The sequence below is a fragment of the Clostridioides sp. ES-S-0010-02 genome, from assembly GCA_020641055.1.
GTDB lineage: Bacteria > Bacillota > Clostridia > Peptostreptococcales > Peptostreptococcaceae > Clostridioides.
On the sequence record CP067345.1, the window covers coordinates 2,828,802 to 2,842,904 of the forward strand.

General features: G+C 28.9%; 17 protein-coding genes and 1 riboswitch. Of the genes, 4 read left to right on the top strand and 13 right to left on the bottom strand.

Annotated features, from left to right (window positions below; all coding sequences use genetic code 11):
- Nucleotides 1-84: 84 nt before the first annotated feature.
- The 3 genes from JJC01_13215 to JJC01_13225 are packed head-to-tail and all read right to left on the bottom strand — an operon-like array spanning nucleotide 85 to nucleotide 2,528.
- On the bottom strand, nucleotides 85-876 hold the full coding sequence (locus tag JJC01_13215; protein UDN57127.1) for a MetQ/NlpA family ABC transporter substrate-binding protein: 792 nt from the start codon (nucleotides 874-876) through the stop codon (nucleotides 85-87).
- 37 nt (nucleotides 877-913) lie between these two features.
- Complete coding sequence (locus JJC01_13220; protein UDN57128.1) at nucleotides 914-1,570, bottom strand: ABC transporter permease; 657 nt, start codon at nucleotides 1,568-1,570, stop codon at nucleotides 914-916.
- Nucleotides 1,563-2,528, bottom strand: a complete 966-nt coding sequence (locus JJC01_13225) for a methionine ABC transporter ATP-binding protein (protein ID UDN57129.1) — start codon at nucleotides 2,526-2,528, stop codon at nucleotides 1,563-1,565. The genes JJC01_13220 and JJC01_13225 overlap by 8 nt, the downstream gene beginning before the upstream one ends.
- Before the next feature lie 118 nt (nucleotides 2,529-2,646).
- Nucleotides 2,647-2,753, bottom strand: a riboswitch (SAM riboswitch).
- Between the two features lie 601 nt (nucleotides 2,754-3,354).
- Between JJC01_13225 and JJC01_13230 the strand changes: the two genes are divergently transcribed.
- Genes JJC01_13230 through JJC01_13240 form a run of 3 tightly spaced genes read left to right on the top strand, consistent with a single transcriptional unit; the run spans nucleotide 3,355 to nucleotide 4,925 of the window.
- Nucleotides 3,355-3,978, top strand: a complete 624-nt coding sequence (locus JJC01_13230) for a TetR/AcrR family transcriptional regulator (protein UDN57130.1) — start codon at nucleotides 3,355-3,357, stop codon at nucleotides 3,976-3,978.
- A 15-nt stretch (nucleotides 3,979-3,993) separates the two neighbouring features.
- The gene (locus JJC01_13235) at nucleotides 3,994-4,800 is read left to right on the top strand and encodes an alpha/beta hydrolase (protein UDN57131.1); all 807 of its coding nucleotides are present in this window, start codon (nucleotides 3,994-3,996) and stop codon (nucleotides 4,798-4,800) included.
- 26 nt (nucleotides 4,801-4,826) lie between these two features.
- A complete protein-coding gene (locus tag JJC01_13240; GenBank protein ID UDN60180.1) occupies nucleotides 4,827-4,925 on the top strand; it encodes a hypothetical protein in 99 nt (32 codons plus the stop codon).
- A 152-nt stretch (nucleotides 4,926-5,077) separates the two neighbouring features.
- Here the strand turns inward: JJC01_13240 and JJC01_13245 are convergent, their stop codons facing one another.
- Nucleotides 5,078-5,677 (bottom strand): hypothetical protein, encoded by a 600-nt coding sequence (locus JJC01_13245; GenBank protein UDN57132.1) that lies wholly within the window; start codon nucleotides 5,675-5,677, stop codon nucleotides 5,078-5,080.
- A 244-nt stretch (nucleotides 5,678-5,921) separates the two neighbouring features.
- On the opposite strand from JJC01_13245, the gene JJC01_13250 reads away from it, so the two are divergent.
- Complete coding sequence (locus JJC01_13250; protein ID UDN57133.1) at nucleotides 5,922-6,518, top strand: DUF3793 family protein; 597 nt, start codon at nucleotides 5,922-5,924, stop codon at nucleotides 6,516-6,518.
- Between the two features lie 115 nt (nucleotides 6,519-6,633).
- Here JJC01_13250 and JJC01_13255 read toward each other — a convergent pair whose 3' ends face one another.
- From JJC01_13255 to JJC01_13295, 9 genes are all read right to left on the bottom strand, one after another.
- A complete protein-coding gene (locus JJC01_13255; protein ID UDN60181.1) occupies nucleotides 6,634-7,596 on the bottom strand; it encodes an NrtA/SsuA/CpmA family ABC transporter substrate-binding protein in 963 nt (320 codons plus the stop codon).
- A 33-nt stretch (nucleotides 7,597-7,629) separates the two neighbouring features.
- Nucleotides 7,630-8,361, bottom strand: coding sequence for an ABC transporter ATP-binding protein (locus JJC01_13260; GenBank protein UDN57134.1), 732 nt, complete (start codon nucleotides 8,359-8,361; stop codon nucleotides 7,630-7,632).
- Complete coding sequence (locus JJC01_13265) at nucleotides 8,354-9,124, bottom strand: ABC transporter permease (GenBank protein ID UDN57135.1); 771 nt, start codon at nucleotides 9,122-9,124, stop codon at nucleotides 8,354-8,356. Before JJC01_13265 ends, JJC01_13260 begins: the two co-directional genes overlap by 8 nt.
- Nucleotides 9,125-9,212: 88 nt before the next feature.
- A complete protein-coding gene (locus JJC01_13270) occupies nucleotides 9,213-9,923 on the bottom strand; it encodes an AIM24 family protein (protein UDN57136.1) in 711 nt (236 codons plus the stop codon).
- A 180-nt stretch (nucleotides 9,924-10,103) separates the two neighbouring features.
- Nucleotides 10,104-10,256: a FeoB-associated Cys-rich membrane protein gene (locus tag JJC01_13275; GenBank protein UDN57137.1), complete on the bottom strand. Its 153-nt coding sequence runs from the start codon at nucleotides 10,254-10,256 to the stop codon at nucleotides 10,104-10,106.
- A 25-nt stretch (nucleotides 10,257-10,281) separates the two neighbouring features.
- On the bottom strand, nucleotides 10,282-12,438 hold the full coding sequence (gene feoB / locus JJC01_13280; protein UDN57138.1) for a ferrous iron transport protein B: 2,157 nt from the start codon (nucleotides 12,436-12,438) through the stop codon (nucleotides 10,282-10,284).
- A 99-nt stretch (nucleotides 12,439-12,537) separates the two neighbouring features.
- A complete protein-coding gene (locus JJC01_13285; GenBank protein ID UDN57139.1) occupies nucleotides 12,538-12,759 on the bottom strand; it encodes a ferrous iron transport protein A in 222 nt (73 codons plus the stop codon).
- A gap of 12 nt (nucleotides 12,760-12,771) precedes the next feature.
- Nucleotides 12,772-12,981, bottom strand: coding sequence for a ferrous iron transport protein A (locus JJC01_13290; protein UDN57140.1), 210 nt, complete (start codon nucleotides 12,979-12,981; stop codon nucleotides 12,772-12,774).
- A gap of 510 nt (nucleotides 12,982-13,491) precedes the next feature.
- Nucleotides 13,492-14,103 (bottom strand): dienelactone hydrolase family protein, encoded by a 612-nt coding sequence (locus JJC01_13295; GenBank protein UDN57141.1) that lies wholly within the window; start codon nucleotides 14,101-14,103, stop codon nucleotides 13,492-13,494.

A 14,103-nucleotide genomic window follows, 5' to 3' on the forward strand; every position in this document is an offset into this window, starting at 1 on the left:
AAAAATTTGTCACTTTCTAGTTATAAAAAAAAATGAGTAAAGTTTTTAAAATTTTACTCATTTTATAGATTTTGTATATTTAATTTAAAAAGCTGGAACTATACTTCCTTTATATTCATCTTGTATAAACTTTTTAACTTCTTTACTATTCATAGCCTCTGATAAAGCTTTAATCTTATCGCTATCTTTATTATCTTCTCTACAAGCAATTATATTTACATATGGAGAATCGCTTGATTCTATTACTATTGCATCTTTAGTAGGATTTAAATTCGCTGTTAAAGCATAGTTAGAATTTATTACTGCTCCATCAACATCTTTTAATACTGTTGGTAATTGTTCTGCATTCATTTCTTTTATTTGTATATTTTTAGGATTTTTAGTTATATCTTTTTTAGTTATAAGTTCGCCATCCTTTACTTCTATTAATTTATGCTTTGCTAATAATTTAAGTGCTCTAGCTCCATTAGTCGCATCATTTGGTACAGCTATAACTGCTCCATCTTTTACTTCATCTAATGATTTAACTTTTTCTGAATAGAATCCCATTGGCTCTATATGAACTTTAGATGTATAAGTAAGTTTATATTCCTTTTCCTTCACAGTCTCCTCTAAAAATGGAATATGTTGAAAGAAGTTAGCATCCAAAGAACCTTCATCTAAAGCTGTATTTGGAAGCACATAATCATCAAATATCTTTACTTCTAAATCATATCCTTTTTCTTTTAATAAAGGTTTTGCAACTTCCAATATTTTTGCATGTGGATTTGATGATGCCCCTACTAATATTTTTTTATCCTCTTTGTTTGAACATCCTACTGCTGATATTGCTATTGCTGACACTAATGCTACTGATAATAATTTTTTTAATTTCATTTTTTACTCCCCCTTTAAAAATGTTTTATTGATTAAATTATTTTAGTTTCTTATAAGCTAGATTTCCTAAACCTTGTATTATTTGAACTAGTATTACAAGTGCTATTACTGTATAAACCATTACTGCTGTGTCAAATCTTTGGTATCCGTAAATAAGAGCTATATTACCTAGTCCACCAGCTCCTACTGCACCTGCCATAGCTGTATAGCCAAGTATAGAAATTACTGATAATGTAATTCCAGATACTATTGAAGGCATTGCTTCTTTTATCATAACTTTAAATACTATTTGTTTTTTTGTAGCTCCAAAAGATTTGGCAGCCTCTATTAGTCCCTTATCAACTTCGTTTAATGAACTTTCTATAATCCTAGCGATAAATGGTGCTGCACCAATAGTTATTGGTACTATTGCAGCAGTTTCTCCTATACTTGTTCCAACAATTAATCTTGTTATTGGAATCATTGCAACTATAAGTATCATAAATGGGAAACTTCTAAATATGTTTACTATAAATCCTAGTGCACTATTAATCGTACTATTTGGTTTTAATCCATCTGGTTTTGTCACTACTAATATAATTGCTAGTATAAATCCTAATATTGTTGCCACTACAGTTGGTACTATGACCATATATAAAGTTTGTAGTAATGCATTTGGAAATAGTGTTGTTAAAAAATCAATTAGACTATTCATTTATCATTTCCTCCCATCTTATGTCCTTATCTGTAAGATACTGTTTTACTTTATCTCCACTTTTATCTGAAACATTTATAATAAGTGAACCTAAAATATCTTCTTTAAATTGTTCTAATTTCCCAAATATTATAGATACATCTATGTTTAACTCTCTTGCCATTGTTGTAATAATAGCTTCATTAGAAATGTCTTTAGGGAATAGTATTTTTATATTTGTTCCTTTTGGTAAAATTATACTTTCTTCACCTATTAATTTTCTAAGTCCTTTAGTATTTCTCAAGAAAATTTCTTCTGTATCTCCTATTTCTAATACCTCTCCATTTTCCATTATTGCCACTCTTCCACAAATTTGTTTTATAACTTCCATTTGGTGAGTTACAACTATTATTGTTATTCCTAGGTTTTTGTTTATATCTTCAAGTAATGAAAGAATTGATTTTGTAGTATTTGGGTCTAGTGCTGAAGTTGCTTCATCACAAAGAAGTACTTGTGGGTTTAGTGCTAAAGCCCTAGCAATTGCAACTCTCTGTTTTTGACCACCACTTAAGTTTCTTGGTTTATCATTTTTCTTTTCAGATATACCAACCACTTCTAGTAACTCTAAAACTCTTTTTTTTATTTCTGCCTTTGTATATCCAAAGCACTCTAAAGGTAATGCTACATTATCAAACACTGTTTTTCTTTCAAGTAATGAAAAGTGTTGAAAAATCATACCTAACTCTTTTCTTAAATCCCTCATTTGCTTTTCATTTAATGACTTTACTTCCTTATTAGATACAAGCACACTACCTTCTTGATATTCTTCTAGCCCATTTATACATCTAAGTAGTGTTGATTTTCCAGCACCACTATGACCTATTATTCCAAAAATTTCTCCAGATTCTATCTCAATACTTACATCTTTAAGTACTTGAGTCTTTCCATAATACTTATTAACATTTTTTATGCTAATCATAAAATTTCCTCCCCACATATTCTGCTCAATTTGTATGTTTATTTTTATTTATGTATTTTAAATTTGTATCTAACAAAATAAAAGCCTGAGTATAAACTCAGGCTTAGAAAGCTATTTATACTCATCTATCAACTATATTAGTTGCAGGATTTAGCACCAATGTATATAAAATATACTGGTTGCCGGGTTTCAAAGGGCCAGTCCCTCCACCACTCTTGATAAGACGTTATTTAATTTAATTCGATTATCATTTCTTGCTATGTTATATATAATATATTTATTAATAATATTTGTCAATAAATTTATTTGAAATTTTTATTTTTTATTATTCTGAATTGAAAACAAAGTTCATAAAACCTCATATCAGTTTAGAAAATGGATATCAAGATACTACTCTTTCAATTATTTTGACAAAACTGATACTTGTTCTATCTAATTTCTATTTGGATGTGGATTTCTTCGAGTAGAATGTTAGTGATTTTCCAGCAAAAGTAGAAGCATATAAAGAACTTATTTGCAAAGAACTTGGAGTAAAAAATAAAAACGAACTATTTTAAAATGCGAAGTAAATATTTGTGAAAATACTAATCATCTGAACTGGAGTTATTGGAACTTTAAATGCAGTCTCGTTGGCAGGCAAAAACCAAATACATCACTATGTAAGAAAAGATTGTAATAAAGCATTATAATATCTCCACTTGTAACATTTTTTTGAAAAACTCATTGACAAGTAAGTGACTAATAAGTATACTAAATATCAGTGACCACATGGTCACTAATATTGTACAACGGAAATGACCAGTCGGTCATTACATAAGGAGATATCATGCCTACAAAATTATTTTTTGAGCTTAATGAAGACAAACAAAGGAATATTATTAGTGTGGGAATATCTGAATTTGCAACATATGGTTATACAAATAGTTCCACCAATAGAATAGTTAAAAGCTCTGGTATTAGTAAAGGTAGCTTGTTTAAATATTTTTCTACTAAAGAAGAATTGTATTTTTTCATACTTGATACCGTCACAGCAGACTTTATTGAAAGTTTAGAAAAAAAGACAATCGCCATTTCACCAGAGTTATTCCAACGAATAATTGAATATTCTGCTTTAGAATTTTCTTGGTATATTCAAAATCCTGAAAAAGCAAAATTGTTAATAGGTGCATTTACAAGAAGTGATACTGAGATTTACCAAAAGACCATAGAACGATATAGTATTAAGGAATTTGATGTATATGACAATCTAGTTAAAGATATTGATTTGAGTAATTTTCGTTGGGATAAGCAGAAAACTATCGACATTTTGAAGTGGTTTCTAAAAGGTTTTAACGATTCTTTTTTAGTAAGTACTCAAATAGATAACTATTCATTCGAACACATACAAAATGAATATGTAAAAAGTCTAACAGAATATCTGGAAATATTAAAAATGGGGCTTTTAAAATAAAAGGAGGATACAGTTATGTTTTGGAAGGCAAAAGGTGGATGCGTCAGCATTGACGATACAGATATGGACTATATCTCTTTTGGAAATGGTAGTGATATTTTAATCATGCTTCCTGGACTAGGCGATGGATTAACCACAGTCAAAAGAATGGCTATCGCAATGGCTATAGCATATCGCATGTACGCCAAAGACTATAAAGTATATGTTTTTAGCAGAAAAAACCATTTAAAAGAAGGTTATTCTACACGAGATATGGCTAAAGACCAAGCGAAAGCCATGAAAATACTTGGTATCACTAAAGCTAAAGTTTTAGGTATTTCTCAAGGTGGAATGATAGCACAATACCTTGCTATTGATTATCCCGATTTAATTGAGAAACTCGTACTGGCAGTTACGCTATCAAAGCAGAATAAAAACATACAAGAAGTTGTTGGGAATTGGATTACATTGGCAGAGCAAGAAAAATATAAGCATCTAATGATTGACATATCAGAAAATTCTTATTCAGAGAATTATCTAAAAAAATATCGTTTTCTTTACCCCTTGCTTGGGAAAATCGGTAAACCTAAAGATTTTAGACGGTTTCTCATACAAGCATCCTCTTGTATTCAGCATGATGCATATATGGAGTTGAATAATATTATATGTCCCACTTTGATAATTGGGGGCGATAACGATAAGATAGTTGGTGTAACTTCTTCTGTTGAATTAACTGATAAAATTAAGGACAGCGAATTATTTATATATAAAGGTCTTGGACATGCTGCGTATGAGGAAGCAAAAGATTTTAATAATCGTGTTCTAAATTATTTATCGAAATAAAGTAAAGCATTATAAAAATAGAGTAGATACGCTATCCTGTATGTGGCAACAAAACAAGGCTAAAAATTCGATTAGATACTATACCTGAAAATTTCTCGTTTTATATTTTTTTACTGTTTTTATAAGCCATCATTAAATATTGAAATCAAATAGGCGTAAAACGGAATTTTTAAGCAACTAAAACAGAAACACATAAAGCCACACAAACATAGTGTTCGTGTGGCTTTACAGCGCTTTATAAAATAATTTTTATTGTTGATATTGGCAGGTTATTCTACTATTTTTTATTATTTCCTGTTATTCCTAATCTATCATTCATGTCTTTTATCATTTTTCTAAAACCACTACCTATATCATTTCCAACATCTTCTGTTCCATGAACTAGTTTCATAAAGTCATTTTGACCTTTTTTCATATCTTCATCAGATACTTTATCTAATTTCTCTAATCTAGCATCTATATCTTTTACTAATCTTTCACCTTCAGTTATTAATTCATCATTCATTTTCTTTAATTCAGCATCTTCTGTTTTACCATCTTTTTTAAGAGATGTTACAAATGATTGTATTTTGTCTCTACTGTCTTTGTATGCAGCCTTTACATCACTTAAATATTTTTCATTTCCTGGATATTCTTTATCTTTAAATTGATTATTTATACTTTCTGGAGTATCATAAATAGAATATCTATTTAAACCTGCTATATAATCATTATAGCTTGTTGAATAATAATTCATATAACCTTCATTGTTGTTTACTGATTCATTTGGATTTTTTCCTGCATTTTCATTTGGTTTTTCAGTTTTTTTAGTACAAGCAGTCATACCTATAGCTAATACTAACGCTAGTCCTACAAATAAAGTTCTTTTTAATTTCATTTTTATTATCCTCCTAGATGTTTTATATTACAAAAAGTTTTAATAAAGTTCTTTCTCAATTTAGTATTTCTATATTTTTATTTTTTATTTACTAAAATTAAACAATTTATAATTTATTTTTTGGGAAATTATAATAGATAAGTAATTAATAAAAAAAATATAATTTTATTATTGATATTGATTATCATTCATAGTATAATTTAATTAATTGATATTAATTTTCATTTGAAGGAGGTTATCTTTTATGCATTGTTGCAATTCACAATTTTGTTGTAAGAATAAAATTGAATCATCATATATAAAATGGCTTTTAGAAGTTTTAGGTCCAGTTTTTTTAGGCTCTAAACCTGCTGAAATAATAAATATTTCATTTACTGATGTAAATAGAGAGGAAAAAATTAATGATATTTACAAATATCTATATAATTGTAAAAGAATAGATTTTATAGTTATTGATAAAGAAAAAAAAGGATTAAAAATTTTATTTGTAAATAAAACAGCATTGTCAGAAAGATTAAAATGTAAAAAAACAGTAAATTTCTTGAAGTTTTTAGGATACAAACAAAATACTAATGTAAATGCTTATTTAGAGCATCTAGTTGAAAAGCTTAAAACTGATACTTTTCCTGATGAAATAGGTATTTTTTTAGGATATCCCCTTAAAGATGTAATTGGATTTATGGGATATAGTAACTATGAAGTTTCTATGATTAGGTATTGGAAAGTTTATGGTGATCCAAAACAATCAGAAGACACATATTCTAAGTTCTTGCTTCATCGTAAAAAAATGAGAAAATTACTTGACTACATAAGTGTAGATAAAATAGTAAGCTGTTTCTAATTAGATTTTATTCTATAAAATAATTAAAAATAAAAATACATCCTTTTTTATCATGTTATTATCACAATAACTTAAGGATGTATTTTCTATTTTAATATGCTAATTTCTTAATATACTAATTTTGGTTATATAACATATCTTTAATATTTATTTTCTTTTCTTGCATTCCATTAGACATCAAGAATTCTTGTGTATCCTCTAACTCTTTTATGTCCTTATCTGTTATCTTAGAACTAAAATCATACCAAGAATACATTTCCTTTGTTTCATCTAAAGTTAAACCAACTTCTTTTGATACCTCTTCCATTACCTTATCTTTATTCTCATCCATATATTTTAAAGTATCTTCATGAACTTTCATAAATCTTTTTACTAATTCAGGATATTTTTGAGCAAAATCATCACTTACTGCAGTAACTATTATTCCACTAACTAAACCTTCTCCATTTACTATCATTTTGCTACCTGCATTTATTGTTTTTAAAGCCACTGGCCCTGCAAGCATTGCAACATCTGCACTTTTACTTTCTAATGCAGAGGCAGCACTAGGAATATCCATGTTTACATATTCAACATCATCTATCGTATAACCTTCCTTAGCAAGTGCAGCAATCAATAATTGATGAAGTATAGTCCCTTTTGGACCTACAATTTTCTTACCTTTTAAATCTTTTATAGATTTGATATTTTCATTGTTAGTTATAAGCATATATCCTTTTGGTGATCTACTATAGATATTTGTAACTTTAAGTCCAACTCCATTAGATGCTGCTATTATAGCAGATGTTCCACCTAATGCATGTAAAAAGTCTAATTCTCCAGCAGCTAGTGCCTGAGTTTGTTCTGGGCCTGTTGTTAGTTCATGAAAATTAACTTTTATATTATCCTTTTTAAATTCCTTACCAAATGAATCATCTTTCTTTTCCAGTATACTTGGAACGTTAAGTGGAGACTTCACATAGGTTAAATTTATTTCCTTAGGTAAACTAGTCTCTTTTTTTGTAGGAACATCTTTATTACCCTCTTCTTTGGTTGAACATCCCACAGTCCCAACCAATACCATTACTAAAGATGTCATTACTGCTAAAATTTTTTTGTTTCTCTTAATCACTTAAAACTCCCCCAATTCCCTTAATATTTCTTTTTTTAAGCTTATATAATAGCTTTTAGTTAAATCTCTATTATATTCATCTTCGACACTAAATTGTTTAATCCCTTTATTTTTACTAAAAACAATTATTTTCTTTGCTATTTCCATAGCTTCTTCTATATTATGAGTTACAAATACTACCCCTTTTTTAGTATTTTTATGGATATTTACTACTTCTTTTTGCATTTTTCTTCTTGTAAAATAATCTAATGCTGCAAATGGCTCATCCATCAATAGAATATCTGGGTTAAAAGAAAGAGCTCTTGCAATACTTACCCTGTGAGCCATTCCTCCTGATAACTCATTTGGATATGAGTTCTTAAACTTTTCAAGTTTCATCATCTTTAAATATCTATCTAAATCAACTTTATTTCTATTATTTTTTTCAGTATGTAAAAGTATATTTTCACTTACATTTAGCCATGGCATTAGTCTACTTTCTTGAAAAACAACTCCTACTTTTGGGATACACTTTTTATCATTATTAAAAAAATATACATTTCCACTAGTAGTACTTTCAAGACCTGCTAAAATTCTAAGCAAGGTTGTCTTCCCACAGCCACTTTCCCCTAGTATAACCGTTATTTCTTCGCTAGATATACTTAATGATATATCATCAAGCACTAAATGTTCTTTATTATCAACTAAATACTTTTTATGTATATTCTCTAATAAAAATCCATTTCTAACCATTTAAATCAACCTGCTTCCCTTTACTAAATTTTGCTATTGCCATTGAAAATAGATAATCTGAAAGTATACCTAAAAAACCAATAACAAAAATTCCAACCAGTACAATATCAGTTCTTGACATATCCTTACCGTCAGAAATCAAGTATCCTAAACCTGAAGAAGCCGCAATAAGTTCTGCACCAATTATAGCTCTAAAGCTATACCCAAGACCTAAACTAAGTCCAACAACAATATCTAACATAGAATTAGGAATTATTATTTTGCAAAAAATTCTTTTCTTAGATAAATTAAAAGACTTGCCTACTTCAATTAATTTACTGTCACAATTTTTTATCCCTTTTAGTGTATTTAAAAATATTGGAAAAAACGATGCTAAAACTATAATTATAATTTTAGACTCTTCACCTATACCAAACCATAAAATCAGCATAGGTATTAAGGCTAGTGGAGGTGTACTTCTCATAAATTCAAATAGTGGCTTGAAATATTCATACATTTTTTTATTTACACCAAACACGATTCCAAGTGGTATTGCTATCAATGAACTTATTAAAAAACCTATAAATATCCTCTTCACACTAGCATAAACATTTAAAAAAATAGAACCATCATTTATCATTTTTATAAAAGTTTCCAAAACTCTTTCAGGCGGAGGCAAAATATAGCTACTCCATATACCTAAAACACATACAATTTTCCATAAAACTAAGATTAGTAAGAAAATGTAATATCCTTTAAACTTTCTATGAATTCTCTCCAGCATCTAATACTCCTTTTTAATATACCTACCCCTGCTACCCTTTTTATTCTTTAAATATATTTTAAGCTACAATTAAAATTCACTATAAAAATTAATCTATACCAATTCTTACTCCACCTGACCTCATTCTGTCAGAAGGTGTTGCATCTGTATTCAAGCTAGACAATCTTTCAGATGGTTGTATAATAACAATTTGACCATGCTCAACAAACTCCATATGATAAGATTCCCCTGAAGTCTGACCAACAAAAGTTTTCCATGATAGTTTTGCTACTTTAGGATATGGTTCCCTTCCAGTCCATGCTACTAACGCATCTGGGTCGACACAACAAGGCCCTTCAAGTATTAGAGGGTTCCCATCTGTTATTATGGCAATATCTTGATTTTGACTTGTTTTATTTATTAAATGTGTAGTAAAAAGTCCTTTTTGAGATATTACTCCTGAACCAATTAATTTTACACTATAATCTAGTTGTTCTGAAAATGCTAATAAGTTTTCACTCTCAACACAAATCGAGTCACCTGGGTCAATTGATATTACATCTACATGATAAGCATTTTGTGCTAGGTAAATTTCACCTTCACCTTCAACAACCATTATTGGCATTTGTTCTCCTGTCAATGACCTTTGAACATGTCCTAGCAATGCTCTACCTAAACCACCACCATTATTTGGGCCTAATATTAATTTTTCAAAGTTAAAATTTCCTTTAAATGCTACCATAGCACCTTTTTTAGCAAAAAATTTACCACTTCCTCTTGCTATACACATAAGTTCATTTGTTACATCAAATTTAAACATAATAAACATTTATATTGCTGTATTTAGCAATAATCCCTCCTAATCATATATTTGTCTATAATTATACAGTAAAAATATAATATAGTCTAATTGACTTCAAATATGAAATTTATTATTTATATAAAAAATAAGAGCCTGATAAAAAGTTTAACTTACTTTATTATCAGACTCTTATTTTATCTATCTTTTAGTATCATGGCAACTCTTACTACTTGAGCATCCAGAACAACCACATCCACAACTACTGCCATTCTTTTTCTTGTTATTAACCATATGCATCACAGCCAATGCCATTAATACTACCACAATAGCTGCTATAATAAATGTAGCCATAATCATCACTCCTTATTTATATGAACTAATTTTTCATATAGCTCAAATTACCAATTTTATCTTTTTTTATTGTTCGATTTGAATAAGTTAAAACCCCAAATACTACAGCTATTGCTATAACTATAGATATTATTGCCCCAGCAATACTTCCACCAGTTCCTAAAAGTACACTTCCAACTTGATTGATAAGAAGAGCAACTATATAAGCTGTTAAAGTTTGGAACCCTAATGTAATCCATGTCCATTTCCATGAACCCATTTCTCTTTTTATAGCACCAATAGCTGCAAAACAAGGTGCACAAAGCATGTTAAATGCCATAAATGAAAATGCACTGACTACTGTAAACATACTTGCAACTGAACCAAGAAGTGTTGGGTCTTGTTCTGTTGCATCTGATATACCAAATAAAACGCCAAATGTTCCAACTACATTCTCTTTTGCTACTAGACCTGTAACTGTTGCTACTGATGATTGCCAGTTTCCAAATCCAAGAGGTGCAAATATTGGTGCAACTATATTTCCTAGACTAGCCAATATACTATCTCCTGCATCTACCATTTGTAGTGACCAGTTAAATGATTGTAAGAACCATATTACTCCACAAGCAACAAAGATAATTGTACCTGCTTTGATTATAAATGCTTTTCCTCTATCCCACATATGAATTAAAACTCCTTTTGCACTAGGAACATGATATTGAGGTAGTTCCATAACAAATGGAGATGGTTCTCCAACAAATAAAGAAGTTCTTTTTAATATAATTCCACAAACAATTATCATTACAATTCCTAAGAAATACATTGATGGTGCTACCCATGAAGCCCCTCCAAACAGTGCTCCTGCAAATAAAGCTATTATTGGAATCTTAGCTCCACATGGAATAAATGTAGTTAACATGATAGTCATTTTTCTATCTCTGTCATTTTCTATAGTACGAGTTGACATAACACCAGGAACTCCACAACCTGAACTTATAAGCATCGGTATAAATGACTTTCCTGAAAGACCAAACTTACGGAATATTCTATCCATTATAAAAGCCACACGTGACATGTATCCACAATCTTCAAGTATTGATAATAGCAAAAATAAAAGCATGATTTGTGGTACAAATCCTAATACAGCTCCAACTCCACCAATTAAGCCATCAACTACAAGACCTTGTAACCAATCAGCTACATTTACGGAAGCTAAGAAATTACTTACATTACCTTGAATAATTTCTCCAAACAATACATCATTTGTCCAATCAGTTGCTATAGCACCCAATGAACTTACTGCTATGTAGTAAACTCCCCACATTATAAGTGCAAAAATAGGTAGTGCTAATATACGGTTTGTTACAAACTTATCTATTTTATCTGAAACAGTTTCTTTACCATTTCTATTTTTCTTTATTATGCTTGAAATTATTGAACTAATAAATTCATAACGATTTGCTGTGATTATACTTTCACTATCATCATCCAATTCATCTTCACAATTTCTAGTTATCTCTTCTATGTCATTTAATATTACTTTAGAAATATCAAGCTTTTGTATAACATTTTCATCTCTTTCAAATAACTTTATAGCTAACCAACGTGTTTCCATATCTATATATGGAGTTTTTTCCTCTATTATCTTTTCGATTTTTTCTATTGCTCCTTTGCTTTCATCAACAAAAGGTAACTTAAAATCTAATTTATTGTTACCACTTGCAATTTCAATTGCTTTTTGAGCAGCTTCCATAATTCCTTGCCCTTTAACAGCTGTTACTTCTACTACAGGGCAACCTATAACCTCTGATAATTTTTTAATATTTATCTTATCTCCATTTTTCTTAACAACGTCCATCATGTTAAGAGCTATAACAGTAGGTATACCTAATTCCAAAACCTGAGTTGTTAAATATAAATTTCTCTCTATATTTGATGCATCTACAATGTTTATTACTGCATCTGGTTTATCATCAAGCATAAAATTACGTGTAACAACTTCCTCTAATGTATATGGTGATAGAGAATAAATACCTGGTAAATCTACTATTTCTACATCTTTATTTCCTTTTAATTTTCCACCTTTTTTTTCAACTGTTACTCCTGGCCAGTTACCAACATATTGTGATGAACCTGTAAGTCCATTAAACATTGTTGTCTTGCCACAATTAGGATTTCCTATGAGACCTATTTTTATTGACATTTCCATTCCCTCCATTAATATTTAGATATATAAATTATTTTTGATACAGAAAATCATTCTCACTATATAATTGCATTAACTCTACTATAATTAACTTTATTATTCCACAATAATTTTTTCTGCATCTGATTTACGAATTGATAGTTCATAATCTCTAACTGTTATTTCAATTGGGTCTCCAAGAGGAGCTACTTTTCTCACAAATACATCAACACCTCTTGTAATTCCCATGTCCATTATACGTCTTCGTGTAGCTCCTTCTCCTTCTAATTTTTTAACTTTTACAGTTTCCCCACACTTAATATCCTTTAGCTTGTTCATATTACTACCTCCCTATATTATTATTCTACTTGCCATTTTTTTATCTAATGCAATTCTAGTATCCTTTACATCTATTATTAAATTACCATCTATCTTAGAAATTATTTTAACATTTGTTCCTACTACAAATCCTATGCTATTTAAAAATGTTCTTGTCTTATCACTTCCTGAAATCTTCTTTATAACTACTTCTTCTCCTATATTTGATAATACTAATGGCATACGATATTCCTCCTTATACTAATTTAAATTTATATGTAGACTTTTCCTTCTATTTAAATTCTAGTATCTTATTTTTAAATTGTGGTTCATTAAAATGATTACCTATTTTTTTCCTTCTTTTTACAATTCTTAATTTTGATTTAAGTCTATCATAATAGTATAGTTTTTGCAAGTGATTATTGTATTCTTTTGATTTTTTCTCTCAATTAATTTTATTCCTCATACAAATCTTATTTATCTTAACATAATTTTTATAAAATAAAGATGCTTTTAGATAGTATCTTTGACTATCTAAAAGCATCTTTATTTTTCATCTATTTTATATTTATTTATATACTTAATTCTTACTTGGAAACATTTTCATTATTACTTTCATCTTTTTCTGTAAAAATGTCTTTATCTAATTTTAAAATATCAACAAACAAATGTATTTTGACATACTCTCTTCTTCTATGTATGAGAGTGTGACAAACAAAGTTTAAATTCTATTATAAATAATTATATTCTCTATTAACTTGAATATTTAGATAGAAACTCTATTTGTTGAAGATTAAATGTTTGTGTATGAATATTGGAATAATTTTTTGAGTATGTATCAACAAAACCATGATTTGCATCTGCGATTTCAATTTGAATATTTTGTTTTTTGGCAAGAAGTTGAGAGGCAACAAACTCAACATCAAATGAATCGTATTTTGCAAATACTAATAAAACAGGACATTTTGGAATTATATCCATATAATCTCTAATTCGAGAACCATAACAGCAAATTATTCCATCACATAAGGAATTTTCACTGCATCTCCATGCAATTGTTGCACCTACACTATATCCAATAACGAATACATGCTTATATTTTAATTTTAAATCATTTATAAGTTTTTCTACTTTTTCATAGATATTAAATCCTATATTACTTATAAAAAAATTATATGCATCTTGAGCTTTTAAATAAGAAAAAACTTTCCCGCTACCCAAAAGTTCAGGGCAAAATACATCATATCCATCTTGATAGTATTTTTCACAAATATCCTTTATAAAATTGTTAACTCCATAAATTTCATGTAGCACTACAATAGCTATATTACTTTTATGTGTATACTTAATCAGTTTATCCACCAC